Source organism: Hyalangium gracile (genome assembly GCF_020103725.1).
In the GTDB taxonomy this organism is placed as follows: domain Bacteria; phylum Myxococcota; class Myxococcia; order Myxococcales; family Myxococcaceae; genus Hyalangium; species Hyalangium gracile.
In genome coordinates, this window is the sequence record NZ_JAHXBG010000017.1 from 71,187 (window position 1) to 89,322 (window position 18,136).

General features: G+C 70.7%; 12 protein-coding genes. 4 read left to right on the forward strand and 8 right to left on the reverse strand.

All coding sequences use genetic code 11. The features are described from left to right. Positions 1-2 precede the first annotated feature (2 nt). Complete coding sequence (locus tag KY572_RS30190) at positions 3-2,126, reverse strand: beta-N-acetylhexosaminidase (RefSeq protein ID WP_263452126.1); 2,124 nt, start codon at positions 2,124-2,126, stop codon at positions 3-5. Between the two features lie 339 nt (positions 2,127-2,465). On the opposite strand from KY572_RS30190, the gene KY572_RS30195 reads away from it, so the two are divergent. Further along, complete coding sequence (locus tag KY572_RS30195) at positions 2,466-3,467, forward strand: Rpn family recombination-promoting nuclease/putative transposase (RefSeq protein ID WP_224246803.1); 1,002 nt, start codon at positions 2,466-2,468, stop codon at positions 3,465-3,467. Between the two features lie 5 nt (positions 3,468-3,472). Here the strand turns inward: KY572_RS30195 and KY572_RS30200 are convergent, their stop codons facing one another. From KY572_RS30200 to glpK, 4 genes are all read right to left on the reverse strand, one after another. Beyond that, entirely contained in the window at positions 3,473-4,708 is a 1,236-nt protein-coding gene (locus tag KY572_RS30200; protein WP_224246805.1) for a hypothetical protein, read from the reverse strand. Positions 4,709-4,721: 13 nt separating this feature from the next. After that, positions 4,722-5,030, reverse strand: a complete 309-nt coding sequence (locus KY572_RS30205) for a 4a-hydroxytetrahydrobiopterin dehydratase (protein WP_224246807.1) — start codon at positions 5,028-5,030, stop codon at positions 4,722-4,724. Between the two features lie 55 nt (positions 5,031-5,085). Then, positions 5,086-6,405 carry a hypothetical protein gene (locus KY572_RS30210; RefSeq protein ID WP_224246809.1) on the reverse strand — a complete coding sequence of 440 codons (1,320 nt, stop codon included), beginning with the start codon at positions 6,403-6,405 and terminating at the stop codon, positions 5,086-5,088. Between the two features lie 106 nt (positions 6,406-6,511). After that, positions 6,512-7,996 (reverse strand): glycerol kinase GlpK, encoded by a 1,485-nt coding sequence (gene glpK / locus KY572_RS30215; protein WP_224246811.1) that lies wholly within the window; start codon positions 7,994-7,996, stop codon positions 6,512-6,514. 96 nt (positions 7,997-8,092) lie between these two features. On the opposite strand from glpK, the gene KY572_RS30220 reads away from it, so the two are divergent. From KY572_RS30220 to KY572_RS30230, 3 genes are all read left to right on the forward strand, one after another. Further along, entirely contained in the window at positions 8,093-8,623 is a 531-nt protein-coding gene (locus KY572_RS30220; protein WP_224246819.1) for an FHA domain-containing protein, read from the forward strand. 112 nt (positions 8,624-8,735) lie between these two features. After that, on the forward strand, positions 8,736-11,360 hold the full coding sequence (locus KY572_RS30225; RefSeq protein ID WP_224246829.1) for a serine/threonine-protein kinase: 2,625 nt from the start codon (positions 8,736-8,738) through the stop codon (positions 11,358-11,360). Positions 11,361-11,421: 61 nt separating this feature from the next. After that, a complete protein-coding gene (locus tag KY572_RS30230; RefSeq protein WP_224246830.1) occupies positions 11,422-13,686 on the forward strand; it encodes a serine/threonine protein kinase in 2,265 nt (754 codons plus the stop codon). A gap of 18 nt (positions 13,687-13,704) precedes the next feature. Here the strand turns inward: KY572_RS30230 and KY572_RS30235 are convergent, their stop codons facing one another. From KY572_RS30235 to KY572_RS30245, 3 genes are read right to left on the reverse strand one after another with little or no spacing between them, the layout of a single operon-like run. Beyond that, entirely contained in the window at positions 13,705-14,883 is a 1,179-nt protein-coding gene (locus KY572_RS30235; protein WP_224246832.1) for a lipocalin-like domain-containing protein, read from the reverse strand. A 4-nt stretch (positions 14,884-14,887) separates the two neighbouring features. Further along, on the reverse strand, positions 14,888-17,425 hold the full coding sequence (locus KY572_RS30240; protein ID WP_224246834.1) for an FtsX-like permease family protein: 2,538 nt from the start codon (positions 17,423-17,425) through the stop codon (positions 14,888-14,890). Then, positions 17,422-18,126, reverse strand: a complete 705-nt coding sequence (locus KY572_RS30245; RefSeq protein ID WP_224246835.1) for an ABC transporter ATP-binding protein — start codon at positions 18,124-18,126, stop codon at positions 17,422-17,424. Before KY572_RS30245 ends, KY572_RS30240 begins: the two co-directional genes overlap by 4 nt. Positions 18,127-18,136 lie beyond the last annotated feature (10 nt).

The window sequence follows — 18,136 nt, forward strand, 5'->3', positions numbered from 1 at the left end:
GGTCACTTCTTCTTCTCGGGAGGCTTGGGGATGGCGGCGAGGGCCTCGGCCTTGACCCGGGCCTGCCAGGCGGCGGCGGGAAGGGCCGAGGCCTCTGGCTGCAACGCCGCGGCGAGCACGAGCTCGCGGAGCGGCTGAAGGGTGGCGAGCTCCACCTGGCCATGAGGGCGCGCGGCCTCGTTGAGGCGTTGGAGCGCTTCCTCGCGCCAGCCTGGACGTGGCGTCGTGCCGCTCTCGAGAGACGCGAGGGCCTCCAGCCCCGTCTGGGCCATCAGGAGCAGCGCGTCCGCCAGCGGTCGGGCTTCATGCAGGGCGGGCGAGTTGTCCAGCAGCTGGCGCAGCTCGGGGTGGAACTCTCGCCACTGGTGGAAGGTTCGGGTCAGCCGCTCCGCCCCACGATCGAAGCGCGGCGCATCGCTCAGGAGGTCGTCGACGGAGCTCCACAGCGCCCGGGCCTCCAGGCTCTCTGGCCGGGCTGCGTCCACGAGCCGGGTCAGCGGCATGCCCTGGGTTGCTTCCTGGAACTGCACGGGTCGGTCGTAGAACTTCACGGGCTCCACGAGGTTGGCCAGGGCTCGGAGCGGGCCGATCTCGTTTGAGCCGGCAAGCCGGCGCAGCAGCACCTCTCCGATGCGCTCGTGCATCAGGCCGTGCTCCTCGAGCTGGACGCTGATGCGAGCCATCCGGCGGTACATGTCCTTCACATCCGTCACGTTCCTGGGGGACCACAGGCGCTCGGCGACGGCCGTGAGCCGGGGCCAGAGACGCGAGTCGATCGTCTCGGCGTCCACGAACTCGGACCACATGCACGCCTCGCCGCCGAGGACATGCACGGCATTCTTCTCGGGGATCGCCACTTCGGGCGGCTTGAACTGGAAGCGGTGGTACCAGGAGACCGGGATCCAGCGGTTGGCCTCCTCGGACATCCGCTTGCCGTCGGCGGGCAGCGGGTCCACTGTGTAGTGCAGGCCAGCGGGCAGCATGTGGTCCAGGTAGTAGCCCCAGGAGAGAATCCCCGAGTAGCCCTGCCGTGCGCTCTCGGCGAGCGCCTTGGGGCCGCGCCACGTCTGCACGACAGCATCCCTGGGCAGCGTGGGGTGGAGGATCTCGTCCCAGCCCATCATGCGCTTGCCGTGCTTCTGGAGGAGCTGGGCGACACGGTCATCGAAGTAGGCCTGGAGGGCGTGGGCATCCGCGAGGCGATGCTGGGCCATGAACGACTGGATGGCGGGGTTGAGCCTCCAGTGGTTGCCAGTGTTCTCGTCCCCGCCGATGTGCATCCACGGGTCGGGGAAGAGCTGCGCCATCTCGCCGAGGAACGCGTCGAGGAACGCGTAGACCTGGTCACGGGTGGGATCGAGCGTCGGATCGAAGATGCCCCACTTGCGCTGGATGGAGTAGGGACCCATGACGCTGGCGAGCTCCGGGTGGCTCACGAGCCAGCTGGTGACGTGGCCGGGCATGTCGAACTCGGGGACGACGCGGATGCCTCGGTCGGCGGCGTAGGCGATGAGTTCGCGCACCTGTTCCTGGGTGAAGTAGAGGCCATCCGAGCCCTGCTCGTGGAGCTCGGGGAAGCGGCGGCTCTCGACGCGGAAGCCCTGGTCATCGGTGAGGTGCAGGTGCAGCACGTTGAGCTTCACCGCGGCCATGCCATCGAGGTTGCGCTTGAGCACGTCCATCGGCATCCAGTGCCGGCTCACGTCGATGAGCAATCCTCGCCACGGGAAGCGCGGGCGGTCCGAGATGGTGACGGCGGGCAGGTACCAGCCGTCGCGGTCTCCTTGGAGGAGCTGAAGCATGGTTTCGATGCCACGCAGGGCGCCCACAGTCTGTGTGGCTCGGAGCGTGGCCCGGCTTCCGTCGACCTCGAGCGAGTAGGACTCATCATCTCCCAGCGTGGGGAGTGCGTTTCCCGGGCCCTTCACCTCTAGGACGAGGGTGGCCTTCTGTGGCTCGGCGGGCTCTCGCGAGAGGGTGAGGCTGGTGCGGCCTTCGAGCCGCCGGAGCATGCGCCGAAGAGCCTCCTCCAGTCGGCGGTCCGTGGAGCCCTGGACGTGGATGGAGAACGCCGCCGTGACGGGCAGACGACCGTCTCGGAATTGCAGCGAGGCCGGGACCGGCATGAGCCCATGCGGACGGGGAGCCCTCCGAGCCGCAGGACTGGCGGCGGACGCCCAGGCGCTCAGCAGCAGTACTCCGGCGAACATCCATCCGCGCCACATCGCGTGCGTCATTCCTGCTCCCCGGCAGCCCCAGCGAGAGCCCCAAGTTACAGAAGCTCGTCGCGCTTTGTCGCCCACGACAATCTCCGGGGAGTACCGTCTTCCACGCTGGACTCACCGTCTACCGCTGTGACTCTTGGCCGCCGTGACGGACCTGGGAACTTCCCCTCCACGCTCGGAGCCGTGGGATTTCCCAAGGTGCTGAGGCGTTGGCACGGGCCGTGCTGAACAGCGCGCCGCATGTCGGGCCCTCATGACTTGTTCGTGCGCCACACCTTCGACTCGCCCGAGCGGGCGGCAGCGGAACTGCGCGCCGTGTTGCCGCCGGAGGTGGTGTCTCAGGTGGACTGGAGCAGTCTGCGCCGGGAGTCGGGCAGCGTGGTGGATGCGGAACTGAGGGAGCGCCAGAGCGACCTGCTGTTCTCGGCGAGGATGCACGGGGGACAGCCGCTGCTGTTGTACCTGCTGCTGGAGCACCAGTCGTCGGTGGACAAGTGGATGGCGTTCCGGATGCTGCGGTACGTGGTGCGGCAGCTGGAGCGCTGGCTCCAGCAGAACCCGGACAGCGAGAAATTGCCCGTTGTCCTTCCCGTCGTGATGTACCACGGGCCCGAGGGGCGATGGACGGCGGCGCGGAGGATGGAGGAGTTGTTCCATCTTCCTGACGAGGCGCTGGAACTCTGGCGAGAGCTGGTGCCGCGCTTCGAGTATCGGCTGGACGACCTGACGACCGAGCGAGAGGAAGCCCTGCGGGCGCGAACGGCTACACCGCAAGTAGTGCTGACGTGGTTGCTGCTGCGTTCGGGCCGCTCAGAAGACCTGGCTGCACGGTTGGAGGACTGGCGCTCGGTGTTGGCCGAGGTGCTGCTCTCTCCGGAAGGGCCGGAAGCTATGCGCGCGGCAGTGCACTACGTGCACAAGGTGGGCTCCGAGGGAGCGCTGGCGGCCTTGTGGCGCGTGTTAGATTCAATCGCGAGAGAGAGACGAGCGGAGGACGTAATGGGACCCTACAACGTGGAGTTCCTCGACGAGGCGCACGCCAAGGGAGTGGTGGAAGGGCAGGCTCAAGCGCTCTCCAAGGGGGTACTGCGGATCCTGGCCGCGCGAGGAATCTCCGTGGATGAGAGCACTCGCCAGAGGATCCTGGCGTGCACGGATCCGGTGCTTCTGGACGAGTGGCAGGAAAAGGCCCTCAAGGCCACGAGTCTTGCTGACCTGGAGGGTCTCGAGAGGAACGGGTAGCACCCCTACCGCCAGAACCCCACCGAGAAGCCCACGTTCGAGTAGCGCTTCGCCAGATCGAACGAGGCACTGAAGGCCCAGTCCTCCCAGTAGCGGAACAGGAACACCTCGAAGCCACCCGTCAGATGCGGCCGAGGCACCTGCCCCTCGAACGAAGACGGCTCCACGAAGATCCCCAGCCGCGTGCGCACCCGCCCTGGCCACGTGTCGTGCTCGGCGCCCAGGTGGGGCTGGATGAGCACCGTCTGCCCCACCGGCTCTGGATCGCTGAATGTGGCCACCGAGCGCAGCGCCACCGCGTTCTCCGCGCTCGAGATGAAGTCCACCTGCCCCGACACCAGGAAGTTGCCCGCGGGCGCGTCCGGTGCCTCCTCCTCCGGCACGTTCAGCGCCCCGTCCGCCAGCAACTGCCGCCGCGCCGCCGGTGAGAGGCGGTTGTAGCGATGGGCCCCCTCTCCGAACCGATAGCTCACCCCCAGCGAGAGCGTCGCCGGCGCCACCAGCCCCGCGTAGATGGGCCGCCCGGCCAGCACCGGCTCCTGCTCGTCCTTCCGCTGCCAGTCACCCACCACCTGCGGCCGCACCGAGATGCCCACCCGATAGGGCCGCGCCTGGGGCCGGAACAGCAGATCCAGCGAGAGCCCCGTCCCCCCGTAGCGCCACTCCTCCTTCTTGTACGCCAGCGTCGCCTGCGCCGAGTAGATGCCGAGCGAGACGATGAACTCGTCCTGCCCGAACGCCAGCGCGCCCGCCAGCGCCGACTGCGTGACGGCCACCTGGATGTAGTCCTCCGAGTCGTCCTCCGCCGTGGCCCGGTAGCTCACCGTCCGGTTGCGCAGGAACGTCCCCAGGCCGAAGTACTTGTACTGGAGCAGCAACCCGAAGAGGTACTGGCGGCTCGACGGGGCTTCGTCCGGCGCTCCGTCGTTGTCCAGGTCCCGCCGCAGCCGGCTGGTGAGCGGCACGTCCAACCAGGACAGCGTGACACCCACGTCCCAGTCCTTGTCCAGCTGCGGGCTGCGGTGCGCCAGCGCCGCCAGGTTGCTGGCGAACCCCGCCGTGCCCTCGGCGATGCCCACGTACGCACCGCCCAGCGCCACCATGCGCGTGGAGCCCAGCAGCACTCCCGTGTTCACGTACAGCCGCTCCGAGCGAGGCTCGGCCAGCGGCGCGTCCTGGGCCCACGCCCCCGGGGCCAGGCCGAGCACCACGCCGAGCGACAACAGTGCGAGCGCGCGCATAGGAAGGAGCCGGCTACCGGCCCGCCACCTCCGTGAACAGCCGATCCGCCTCGGCCGCCAGCTTCGTATCCCGCCACGTCAGCCCGCCCGCGTCATGCGTCACCAGCGCCAGCGTCACCTTGCACCAGCGGATGTCGATGTCCGGGTGGTGGTTCGCCGCCTCCGCCGCCTGGGCCACCTTCTCCACGAAGGCGATGCCCTTCAGGAAGGCAGGGGCTTCATAGGTGCGGCGGATCATCCCTCCCTCGTGCTTCCAGTCGGGATGCTCGGCGAGGAAGGTCTGCAGCGCCTCGGAGGTGAGCAGCGTACGGTCGTAGGCCATGGCGCTTTTTACCTCCGAGCGCGACGGATGGAAGCCGGGAACACACCACCCCGTGTCAGGGAGTGGATGGCCGGATGCGCACGCGCTGGCCCGTCCCTCCCGTCGCCGGGGTCCCCCACAGCAGGCCGCTGGAGGCGTTGGGCTCGGGGATCTCCGTGTCCAGCAGTTCCAGGAGGAGGTCCCGGCGGTCCGGAGAATAGACGGGCACGGTCGGGCGGTTGCGCCCGGGCACCACGGGGATGGAGGAGAGGATGACCGGGACGATGGTGTTGCGTGACTCGGGCATCCGGAGCGGGATGCGGAAGTTCGTCCCGAGCGGCAGCGAGGCCTGCTCCACCAGCGAGGTGCCCGTCCACTCCATCCGCCGCACGTCGTTGACCGAGTCCGAGAAGGTGAACTTGCTCGCCGTCCACAGGACGCTCGGCTCGAAGCCCACCACCTCGTTGCCGATCTTCTGGCAGGCCGCGGTCGTGCGGACGAACCGGCCCGCCTGCAGCTGGTAGGCGCAGATCTCCAGGGTGATGAAGCTGCCGTTCGTCACGCTGCCAGCGACGGTGGCCAGCCTGTCCCCCGCGCGCAGCAGGACGCCCCGCAGGTTCGAGGGACCGACCGAGCCGGTGCCGGGCACCCAGTTCGTCAGCCCCGTGGACGTCAGCTGGGTGCCGTCGAAGACGAAGCGCTGCAGCGTGGTGTCGTGCATGAGCACCACCTCGTCGGCGGAGGCCAGCACGAACCGGATGGCGGACGGGCCGTAGTTCAGGGTCGCGGTGCTCTCGAGCGCCGTGCCCGTGTCCACGAAGCGGAGGATCTGCGTCGTGCTGATGGCCCACACCACGTCTCCGGACACGGCCAGCCGGAAGCCGGGGAAGCTCTCCATCAGGACGCCATCCCGCACGAAGGTCGAGTCGCACGCCCACCCGCCGCGCCGGGTCCGCTCCAGCGACTGGCACGGCTGGGACAGGAGCTGCACCGGGGCCTCGGCGGAGCGGTCGCGCGCGGCGTACAAATCAAACTGCTGGATGCCGCCCACCGGATCGAACGCGGCGAAGACATGGTGGCGGCCCTGCTTCTCCGGAGTGAACCGGACGGTGGCGGAGGACGAGGGCGGGGAGCCCAGCGTGGCCTGGCTCGACACGGGCAGGTTGTCCGGTCCGGAGATCTCCGCCGAGAGGGAGAGCGGCGTGGGGGCCTCGATGTCCCCATCGCAGCTGCTCTGGCCCAGCGGGGAGATGCGCAGGCGCACCTCCTCGCCCACCAGCACCACGCTCGTCTGCTGCGGGGGCGCGGACGTGCTGCCGTTGAAGCAGGGACTGGTGGGGCACCCGGACAGCCCGAGCAGCGCCCCGAGCAGGCAGGTGAGTCGAAGGATGTTCATCTCGAGAACTCCGGGGCCGCCCATCCGGCCCTGTGATGGGCGGCGGTCTCCAGCGGGGGGAGATTTCATACCCTCTCGGGCGTCCAGGGAAGCGGGGAGCGCCGGCTCAGGCCCGCTCCACGGCGCGCCTCCACTTGGCCAGGTGCCGCTCACGCACCTCGGGCTTCATCCTCGGCTTGAAGGTGCGCTCGGCCTTCCAGGCCCGGCGGATGGCGTCCGGGCTGCTCCACACGCCCGCTCCCAGGCCACCGAGGAAGGCGGCGCCCAGGCTGGTCGTCTCCAGGTTGCGCGGGCGCACCACCGGCGTGTCCAGCACGTCCGCCTGGTACTGCATCAGCAGGTTGTTGGCCGCCGCGCCGCCGTCCACCTTGAAGGCCGGGATGTCCCGCCCGCTGTCGTGACGCATCGCGTCCGCCAGGTCGCGGATCTGCAGGGCGATGCCCTCCAGCACCGCGCGCGCCAGGTGCGCCACCGTGGTGGAGCGGTCCATGCCCGCGAACAGGCCGCGTGCCTCGGGCCGCCAGTGCGGCGCGCCCAGGCCCGCCAGCGCCGGCACGAAGACGACGTCCCCCGAGTCCTTCACGCTCTGGGCGAGCGCCTCGATGTCCGGCGCCTTCTTGATGACCTTGAGCCCGTCGCGCAGCCACTGCACGGCGGCGCCGGCGATGAAGGAGCTGCCCTCCAGCGCATAGCAAGTCCTATCGCCCAGCCGCCACGCCACCGTCGTCAGCAGCCCCGCGGTGGAGCGCACCGGCGTCTCGCCCGTGTTCATCAGCAGGAAGGCGCCCGTGCCGTAGGTGCACTTGGACTCGCCGGGCTCGAAGCACGCCTGCCCGAAGAGGGCCGCCTGCTGGTCTCCCGCCATGCCCGACACGGGGATGCCGTCCGGCAGGCTCTTCATGCCCTTCGTGGTGCCGTACACCTCCGCCGAGCCCCGAATCTGGGGCAGGCAGGCGGCCGGCACGCCCAGCAGCGAGCGCAGCTCGTCATCCCAGGCCAGCGAGCGCAGGTCCATCAGCAGCGTGCGGCTGGCGTTGGACACGTCCGTCACGTGGGCCTCGCCGCCGGTGAGCTTGTAGACGAGCCAGGTGTCGATGGTGCCGAAGCACACATCCCCCTTCTCCGCCCGGGCGCGCGCGCCCTTGAGGTGCTCGAACATCCACGTCAGCTTGGTGCCGGAGAAGTACGGGTCCAGCACCAGGCCCGTCACCTCGCGCACCCGGGGCTCCACGCCCTTGGCCTTGAGCTGCTGGCAGATGTCCGCGGTGCGCCGGTCCTGCCAGACGATGGCTCGCCCCAGCGGCCGGCCCGTGCCGCGCACCCACAGGCCCGTCGTCTCGCGCTGGTTGGTGATGCCCACCGCGGCGATGTCCTGGCCCTCGAGCCCCGCATCCTTGAGCGCCCGGGCGATGCAGAACTCGCTGGAGGCCCATATCTCATCCAGGTCGTGCTCCACCCAGGAGGGCTTGGGGAAGTGCTGGGTGAACTCGCGGTAGGCGCGGCCGGCCACCTGGAGCCGGGCATCGAGGATGGTGACGTGCGTTCCGGTGGTGCCCTGGTCGATCGCCAGGACGTGCTTCGCCTTCGCCATAAGTCCCTCCCGCCGGCGGGTGGTGCCGGATGGGGGCACCTTACCCGACCCATGGGGGTGGGCAGGGGGCTTCGAGCGGGTTAACCTGTGGACAGTATGCCGTCCGTGCATCAGCTCCGTCCCTTCGCCGAGGCCCCCCTCGAGGCCTTCCGTGCCGCCTCGGGCCCCGTGGCGCTGATCCAGCAGCCACCGGAGCCCGTGTTCCAGCGGGTGGCGCAGCAGCTCGAACTGGCGCGCTCAGCGGCCTCGGAGAGCCAGCCCCGGGTGGCGGAGCGGCTGCTGACCATGCTCCAGGGCTTCCAGCACCTGGAGGTGCACCTGCTCCAGCCCCGCGTGGATGGAGAGGAGTTCACCGTCGGCCGGATGGACACCTGCATGCTCGTGCTGAAGGATCCGTCGGTGTCCAAGCTTCACGCCCGGCTGCGCTGGAGCGAGCCGTCCGGCGCGTACACGGTGCGCGACGCGGGCTCGATGAACGGCACCTTCGTCAACACCGTGCCGATCCGCGCCCGCGAGGAGTTCCAGCTGCGCGACGGGGATGCGCTGTCCTTCGGCGACGTGCAGTTCCTCTACCTGCACACCGACACGCTGCACGCGCACCTGAGGCTCATCCAGGACCCGGTGTGAACCCCGAGCGCCTTGCCCGGAGGACGCGCGCCGCGTCAGGGCGCACTCGGAGTGTGTGCCCCGCGGCTCCTGGGAACCGGAATCCGGCGCTGGCTGATAGAGTGCGCCCGGCTTGAACGAGACCCAGGTCACCCCGTTTGGAAAGTACGAGCTGCTCGAGCGCCTGGGCGCTGGCGGCATGGCCATCGTCTATCGCGCGCGCTACACGGCCGCGCCGGGCATCACCAAGCCGGTGGTCATCAAGCGGGTGCTGAGCCACTACGCCGAGGACACCGCCTTCGTGGAGATGTTCATCCAGGAGGCGCGCATCACGGTGGGGCTCAACCACGGCAACATCGTCCAGGTCTTCGACTTCGGGCAGGTGGACGGCGAGTACTTCCTGGCCATGGAGCTGGTGGACGGCCAGCCGCTGTCGCGGGTGCTCAAGAAGGCCCAGGCGCTGGGGCTGGGGCAGCTGCCGCCGCCGCTGGCGGTGAGCATCACCATCGAGATGTGCAAGGGGCTGCACCACGCCCACACGCGCAAGGACGAGCGCGGGCGACCGCTGGGGCTGGTGCACCGCGACATCTCTCCGGACAACGTCCTCGTCAGCTACGAGGGCGAGGTGAAGATCTCCGACTTCGGCATCGCCAAGGCGCAGCTGGCGGGCCGGCCGGTGACCGAGGCGGGGATGGTGAAGGGCAAGTACCCCTACCTCTCGCCGGAGCAGGCGCGCGGGCAGGATGATCTGGACGCGCGCTCGGACGTGTACGCGGTGGGCGTGGTGCTCTACCTCATGCTCTGCGGCCGGCTGCCGGCGGAGGGGCATGAGCTGTCGGTGTTGCAGCGAGTGATTCAGGGGCAGCTCACCCCGCCGCTCCAGCTCAACCCGGACCTGGACGGCGGGCTGGTGCAGATCCTCCAGGACGCGCTGGCGCACGACCGCGGCGCGCGCATCCCGAGCGCCGAGGCGCTGCACCAGCAGCTCTCCCACTGGCTGGCCACGCGGGCGCCGCTCTTTCCGGTGCACTCGCTGAAGCACCTGATGGGCCTGCTCTACGAGGCCGAGCTCACGGCGATGGACCGGGCGCCCCAGCTGCCAGAGAAGTTCCGGGAGCAGGTGGAGCTGTGGACCAGCTCGCAGAAGCGGGTGGTGCCGCAGGTGGGCAGCCCGGCCCGGACTCCGATGTCTCCGGGCCCGTCCGAGCCGGGGCCGGAGCGCAGGGAGCCACGCAGGAGCCAGTCGGGGCCGCAGCACACCATGGCGGCCCCACCGGCGACGCAGGCACGCCCGTCGCCCGCGCGTGCGGCGTCCGCGACCCGAGCGGCACCTCCGACCCGGGCGGCCCCCGTGACGAGTGCGCAGGCCTCGGAGCCAGAGGCAGGCTATCCCCAGACGGAGGAACTGCCGGCCCAGACGGACAGGCTGCCGGCCCAGACGGAGAAGCTGCCGGCCCAGACGGACAGGATGCAGGCCGTGGAGGGGGAGGACGACGACGACGACGACACCACGGGCCTGGTGCCACCCCCACGCAGGCGCCGGGAGCAGCGCGTGCGCCCGGCGCCGGAGGACGCCACGGAGGCGGCGGATCTCCCCGCCGTCCTGCGGACCCAGCACTTCTGGCTCTGGATCCTCGGCGCGGTGTGCGTGACGGCGCTGATGATCAAGCTGACGATGTCGTTCCTCCTGACCGTTCCGCCGCTGGAGGTCCACTCCCAGCCGCCCGGCGCGCTGGTGCGCGTGGACGGCGTCGTCAAGGGCGTCACGCCGCTGACGGTGCAGGGGGTCGCGAGGAAGGAGCCGCACACGGTGGAGCTGGTCCTGCCCGGCATGAAGGCATGGAGCCAGAGCTTCGACCCCGGCACGCTGGAGGAGAAGCTCCGCGTCACCCTGGAGCCGCAGCCGTCGGCTCCGCCCGCGCAGCCGGCCCAGCCCGCGCAGGCCGCCCAGCAGAAGTCCCCCACGCCGTCTCCCGCGGCGCCGGAGTCCTTCGCCACCCGGTTCGGCACGGAGAAGCTGCCCGCGCGCTTCACGCTGCAGGAGAAGTGGCACTCCTTCAGTGCGACGGCGCGCTCGCTCCGCGAGCCGCTCGAGGCGCGGCGCACGTACTCGGTGTGGCTCTCCGGCTCCTACGTCGGCGAGGCGCCGATCTCGGAGAAGGACTTGCAGCAGGGGCTGACGCCGGACTCGGTGCGCTCCTCGCAGGTGTATGCCTTCCTGGAGGGAGCGTCGCTGGCTCCCGAGGACCAGCTGTTCATGGTGACCGCCAGACCGCGCGTCCTGCCGAGCGCCCGGGCGCTGCACGTGTTCGTCCTGGTGGGGACGAGCTCGGAGCGCAACGTGGACCGGGACCTGACGCTCTTCGTGCGCGACAACACCTCCAAGCAGGTGGTGAAGCGTCGGCTGGAGACGAAGCGGTTCGCGCACCTGCTGGCGCTCGAGAACCGCTACTCGGTGCGGCAGCTGGATCCGGATGCCTCGTACACGCTGGAGATCCTGCCCCACGAGGGCGCTCCGGCGAGCGCCGCGGCGGTGCTCGCGGTGCCTCGGTTCGGAGGGAAGGTCCAGCTGTCGGGGCAGCCGGCGGGAGAGCTCCGCTACGTGCTCGCGTCCGGCCGCTACACGGTCCAGGGGGCCCGGGAGCTGTGGTTCGCGCTGCCTCGCTGGGAGGGAGATGGCAACGCGGAGATGGATGTGTCCCTCGGGGCGGGCGAGGCTTCCGAGCCGGAGCCGGCTGCTCCCGTGGAGAGCGACTAGCGAACCTTCATCCCACTCCACGGATATGGCCACGGCCCGGGACTGGTAGAGTGCGCCCATCTTGAGTGGTGGCACGGTCATTCCTTTCGGGAAGTACGAGCTTCTCGAGCGCCTCGGGACGGGGGGAATGGCCATCGTCTACCGTGCGCGCTACATGGCCGCGCCGGGCGTCACCAAGCCGGTGGTCATCAAGAAGGTGCTGGAGGTCTTCGCCGAGGATCCGTCCTTCGTGGAGCAGTTCATCCAGGAGGCGCGAATCACCGTGGGGCTCAACCACGGCAACATCGTCCAGGTCTTCGACTTCGGGCAGGTGGAAGGCGAGTACTTCCTGGCCATGGAGCTCGTCGAGGGGCACCCGCTGTCCCGGGTGCTCAAGCGGGCGCAGACGCAGGGCATGGCGCAGCTGCCGGCGCCGCTGGCGGTGCACATCGCCATCGAGCTGTGCAAGGGGCTGCACCACGCGCACACGCGCACCGACGAGCGGGGCCGGCCGCTGGGGCTGGTGCACCGGGACGTCTCTCCGGACAACGTCCTCATCAGCTACGAGGGCGAGGTGAAGATCTCCGACTTCGGAGTCGCCAAGGTGCAGATGGCCGGGCGGCCGGAGACGGAGGCGGGGATGGTGAAGGGCAAGTACCTCTACTTCTCCCCGGAGCAGGCGCTGGGCGAGGCGCTGGATGCGCGCTCGGACGTGTACGCGGTGGGGGTGCTGCTCTACCGGATGCTCTGCGGGCGGCTGCCGACCGAGGGCTCCGAGATGGAGGTGATGCGGCGCATCGTCCATGACGAGCTCATTCCTCCGCTCCAGCTCAACCCGCACCTGGATGCGGGGCTGGTGGAGATCCTCGGCGACGCGATGGCGAGGAAGCGGGAGGACCGCATCGCGAGCGCGGAGGCGCTGCACCACCAGCTCTCCCACTGGCTGGCGAGGCGGGCTCCGCTGTTCCCGGTCCACATCCTGAAGCACATGATGGGGATGCTCTACGAGCGCGAGCTGACCGAGCTGGGCCGGCCGCCCCAGGTCCCGCCGAAGTTCCGGGAGCAGCTGACGCAGTGGAACGCCTCGCACCGCTTGCGCGAGGTGGCCGAGGACAGCCCGGCTCCGGCCGCGGCTTCGCGCACGAAGGAAGAGGAGCTGCCGCTCAACACGGATCCTTCCGTCCCCGTGATGATGGAGGCGGTGTCGGGCGTGTCCACCGCGGTGGACGAGAAGCCCGTGAAGTCTCGCGGGAAGAGAGCGCTGCTCTGGCTCGTGAGCCTCGCCGCCGTGGCGCTGGTGGGGCTGGCAGTGGCCTCGTCGTTGCGCCTGCGCCCGCCGCCGCTGGACGTGCACAGCGAGCCGCCCGGGGCCCAGGTCATCGTGGATGGCATCTCCCGGGGCGTGACGCCGCTGAGGCTGGAGGGCATCGCCCGCGACGCGCCGCACGCGATGGAGCTGAGCCTGAAGGGCATGCGGATCTGGACGCGTCAGTTCGAGCCCGGGTCGCTGGCCGAGCAGCTCGACGTCACCCTGGAGCCCGTGCCCGCGCCGCCCCCGCCGCCCGTACAGGAGGTGGTGCAGCCAGAGCCGCCCGCGGAGGAGGACTTCGCCGCCCGACTGGGCACGGACGAGCTGCCCGCGCGCTTCACGCTGGAGGAGAAGTGGCACTCCTTCAGCGCGACGGCGCGCTCGCTCCGGCAGTCGCTCAACCCGGAGCGGAGCTACACGGTGTGGACCGCGGGCTCCTATACGGGCGATGCGCCGATCTCCGAGCAGGACATGCGAAAGGGGATGACGCCGGCCTCCTCGCGCTCGGGCCAGGTGTACGTGTTCCTGGAGGGGGAGGAGGTGCCCGCCGGGGAGCGGCTGTTCATGGCCTCCGCGAAGCCGCGCACGGTGACGAAGGCTCGGGCGCTGCACGCCTTCACGCTGGTGGGCAGCAATGTCGAGCGCAACCTGAGCCGGAACCTGATCCTCCTGGTGCGGGAGAACGCCTCGAAGGAGACGCTGCGCCTGAAGCTGGATGCGAAGCGCTACGCGCACCAGGTGGCGCTGGAGAACCGCTACTCGGTGCGGCAGCTGGAGCCCGAGTTCTCCTACGTCCTGGACATCCAGCCTCACGAGGACGCTCCCGCGAGCCCCGTGGCGGTCCTGGTGGTGCCCAAGCCTCCGGGGCGGGTGCAGGTGTCGGGGCAGAGCCCGGGAGAGGTCCGGTATGCGCTGCCTCCGGGGCGCTACACCGTGCAGGGCGCCCGGGAGCTCTGGTTCGCGCTCCCCCGCTCCGAGGGTGGCGGAGAGACGGAGATGGACGTCTCCGTCGACAGGAACATTCCTCCGGAGCCGTAGGGACGCGGTGCCCCGCGTTCAGCGGGATGGCTCCGGGACATCGCCGTAGCCGGTCAGCTCCACGTAGCCGCGCCCCGTGAGGGGCTGGCCCGCGCGCGTGCCCTGGATGCGCACCGCTCCTTCCCAGTAGCGCACGGTGACCGGCAGCTCCTGGTCCGCCAGCGCCGGAGTGACTTCGAGCACGAGCTGCCGCGACGGGATGGAGAGCCGCCAGCGCGCCGGGTAGGTGGCTCCGCTGCGAGGGCTGCGCCACGTGTCCAGCACCTCGATGCGCACCTCGTCGCGCGGCAGCCGCACCGCCTCGCCCCGCGCGGAGATGTCCACGCCCGCGCTGAACGGATCCACGGAGCCATCCTGGAGGCGGAGCTGGTAGTGCATGAACTCGCTGCCATCCGAGAGCTGGAACGCGAACCAGTCCCAGCCCACCTGGCCAGCGCCGAGCGACTTCGTGCTCCACTCGCGGTCCATCCAGCTCGCGCCCGTCACCTCGTGGGAACGCCCGTCCACCGTCACCGTGCCGCGCGTGGGCATCCGCGTGAGCGAGTAGTAATAGGAGGCGCTCCCCTCACCCGCCGACTTCTGGCTCAGGCCCCGGTCGCCCTGGAGCACCGGTGGCTTGCCCTCCTCCAGCGTCAGGGACAGCGCCACGCCGCCCGCCTCCGCCGACATCCGCATGGGGAACACGCCGGCCTCCGCGCCCTCCACCTTCCAGTTCTCCAGCCAGACCTGGAAGGGCGGGATGCGTGCACCGGCGAGCCCCACGGCCTCCCGGCTGAAGCGCTCGAAGGCATGGAAGCGCCCGGTGGCGATGTCCGACACCGTGAGGTGCCCCATGTACACGTGCCGCGAGCCCCACTCGGACTCGCGCTTCGCCTCCTGGGGCGCCAGCGCCTTGCGGAACAGCGTGAGCTGGTAGCCGAAGGCGCGCCCATCCGCCGTCTCCAGGTTTCCCGTCCAGTACCACCACTCGGTGCGGAACTCGGGATGCGGGCCATGGTCCTCGGGAAAGCGGAACTCGCGGACGCCCACGGCGCGCGCGTAGCCCTCGGTGCTCTCCGTGCCTCCGAGCGCCTCCGCCACCGTGAGCCGGGCCTGTCCGGTGGGAAGCGCCGGCTCGCGGGTGACGAGCCAGACTCCGACGCTCAGCCCCGCCAGCGCCAGCACCACTCCGAGAGCCAGTCCCTTGCCGCCGCCCATGTCCTCACTCCTCCCGCAGCGCGAGCGCGGGGTTGGCGCGCGCCATCCGCCACGCGGGGTACAGGCCGGCGAGCGCGGCGGCCACCAGCGCCAGCAGCAGGGCCTGCCCCAGGATGCCGGGAGTGAGCGCCAGCTGCAGCGTCCACCCGAAGGAGCGCTGGTTGATGACGTAGACGAGGATGGCGGCGAGCGCCACGCCCAGGGGCACGGCGAACAGCCCCGCGAGCAGCCCCAGCAGCCCCGTCTGCAGCGAGACGAGCCCCCAGAGCTGGCCGGGCGTCAGCCCCGTGGCTCGCAGCACGGCGAACTCCCGCGCCCGCTCCAATTGCAGCGCCATCAGCGCGCTCAGCACGCCGATGAACGCCACACCGATCGCGAGCAGCCGCAGCACCTGGGTGATGGTGAAGGTCCGATCGAACACCTCCATCGAGCCCTCGCGCAGCGCGCGGTTGGGGCGGACGATCAGGGTCTGCGCGTCTCCGGTCCGCTCGAGCACGCGCGCCACCAGCGCGTCCACGTCCTGGCCCGGCGCGGCGTAGAGGGCCAGTCCGCTCACAGCCCGGTCGTCGAAGTGCCGCTCATAGGTGGTGCGGGGCAGGAGCACGGTGCCGGTGTCCGAGCCATAGTCGAAGTAGACGCCCACCACGCGGAAGTCCTGGGGCCCCCGGTCCGTGGGCAGCCGCACCGTGTCTCCCCGGTGGATGTTCCGGTGGTAGCTGAAGGGCTCGGAGACGATCAGCGTGTCGGGCGCCTCCAGCTCGCGCCACACGGTGTCAGGGGCTCCCTCCTTGAAGCGGTAGGGGCGCTCGGGGCCGCGAGCGAACTCCACCGCGAGCAGGTCCGTGGGGATGCCGTCCACGTTGAGCTGCACCACGCGGATGGTGGAGCCGGCGGCCACCCCGGGGATGTCGCGCAGCTTCTCGACGAGGCCAGGGACGAAGGGAGAGTACCCGCGCCGGGCGATGAGCGAGGGAGGAGAGACGAAGACATCGGCCTGGAGCGAGGCCTCCAGCCAGGTGACCACGGTGCCGCGGAAGCTCGTCACCATGAGCCCCACGCCCACCGTGGTGGCCACCGCGACCATCAGCGCCGCCAGGGCCACGGCGGTGCGGCTGAGGCTCGCCCGGACGCCGCGAGCGGCCATGCGCCCCAGCATCCCGAATGCGGCGCCCAGGGGCCGCGCGGCTCCGAGCGCCAGCCGCTCCGTCGTCCACGGCACCAGCAGCGCCGTGCCGAGCAGGACGGCGAAGAGCCCCGCGTAGGCGGGCAGCAGCGCGTGCGTGGGCAGCGCGAGCAGACCTCCCCCCAGCCCCAGGATGAGCAGCCCCAGCAGCGCGAGCTTCGGCGCACGGTTGCGCGTCAGCTCCTCCGCCGTCGAGCGGCGCATCGTGGTGACGGGGGCCGAGCGTGCCGCCTCCCAGGCGGGCATGAGCGCGGCGACGAGCGTGGCGCCCAGGCCCAGCCCCAGGCCCTTGGCGAGCGTCCAGGGCTCCAGCGACAGCCGCCGCACGCTCACGACGAAGTAGAGGTCATTGAGCGTCTGCGTGACGAGCCCCACCAGCCCTCGCCCCAGCAGCACGCCGAGCAGCAGCCCCGCCGCGGTGCCCACCGCGCCCAGCAGCGCGGCCTCGCCCAGCACCATCGCGAACAGCTCGCCCCGGGTGACGCCGAGCGCGCGCAGCCGCCCCAGCAGCCCGCGCCGCTGCACCACGGAGAACGTCATCGTGTTGTAGATGAGGAACATCCCCACCACGAGCGCCAGCAGGGACAGCGCGGTGAGGTTGGTGCGGAAGGCCCGCGTCATCTGATCGATGGTCCCGCCTCGCGCGCTGGGACGCACCACCTCCACGCCCTTGGGCAGCCACTCCCGGAGCCGCGCCAGCTCCGCCTCGCTCGAGAGCTTCAGGTCGATGCGCGACAGCCGCCCCGTCCGACCGAGCAGCTCCTGCGCGGTGGACACGTCCATGAGCACCAGCCCCTCCAGCGCGCGGGCGGTGCGCTCGTCCGGAGGCGAGAGGAGGGCCACCACCCGCAGCGATCGGCTCAGTCCTCCGACGACGACCTCGAACGCATCGCCCACGCCCACGCCGAGCAGGCGCGCCGTGGTGGCGGGGATGAGCACCGTCCCTGGCTCGGTGAGCAGCGTCTCCACCGAGCCGGTCGTCCCGCCTCGGGTATAGGGACGGAAGGGAGCCTCCGCGAACGGATCCACCCCCAGCACGGTGAGCGGGCGCCGGTCGCCGCGAGTGGCCCGCACGGAGCCCTCCACCACGGGGGCCGCCAGGGGCGCGCCGGGCCGCAGCCGCAGCTCGCGGTACAGCGAGTCCGGAACGCCCGTGGGCCCACCCACGAGCTGATGCGTGGCGCTGCCCGCCACCGTCTCCGTGGACTGCTCGAAGGCGCGCAGGGCGCTGGTGCTCGCCAGGTCGATGGAGACGACGACAGACACCCCCAGCGCGATGCCCAGCAGCGACAGCGCGGTGAGCCAGGGATGCTTGCCCAGGTGACGCCCGCTCGCGCGAGCCAGCAGTCGTCGGCTCACGGGCGCACCTGCCGCTCGTTGAGCCGGCCCGCCTCCATCACGAGGATCCGATCCGCGCGCACGGCCAGGTCCGGGTCGTGGGTCACCACGAGCGCGCACGCGTTGTCTCGGCGGATGAGGCCTTCCAGCAGGTCCAGCACCTGCCGGCCGGTCTGCTCGTCGAGGTTGCCGGTGGGCTCGTCCGCCAGGAGCAGCGGAGGCTTGTGCGCCAGGGCCCGCGCCACCGCCACGCGCTGCTGCTCGCCGCCGGAGAGTCGATCCGGAAAGCTGCGCTCGCGGCCGCCGAGCCCCACCTGATCCAGCAGCTCGCGCACCCGCCCGTCCGCCTCCGCGCCGGTACGCCCCGTCAGCTCCAGGGGCAGCCGGACATTCTCCTCCACCGTGAGCGTGGGCAGCAGGTTGAAGGCCTGGAAGACGAAGCCAATCCGCTCGCGGCGCAGCAGGGTGCGCTCGCGCTCGGTGAGGCTGCTCAGCTCCCGGCCCTCCACGCGCACGGAGCCCCGGGTCGGCAGATCAATCCCGCTGATGAGGTTGAGCAGGGTGGATTTTCCCGAGCCGCTGCGCCCCAGCAGCACCACGAACTCGCCGCGGTGCAGGGCGAGCCGCGTGCCGGAGAGCACCTCGCGCTGGGCCTCGCCCTCCGCGTAGGTCTTGGAGACGTCATGCAACTCGACGAGAGGCGCGGGCGAGGAGGAATTCATGAGGAGCCAG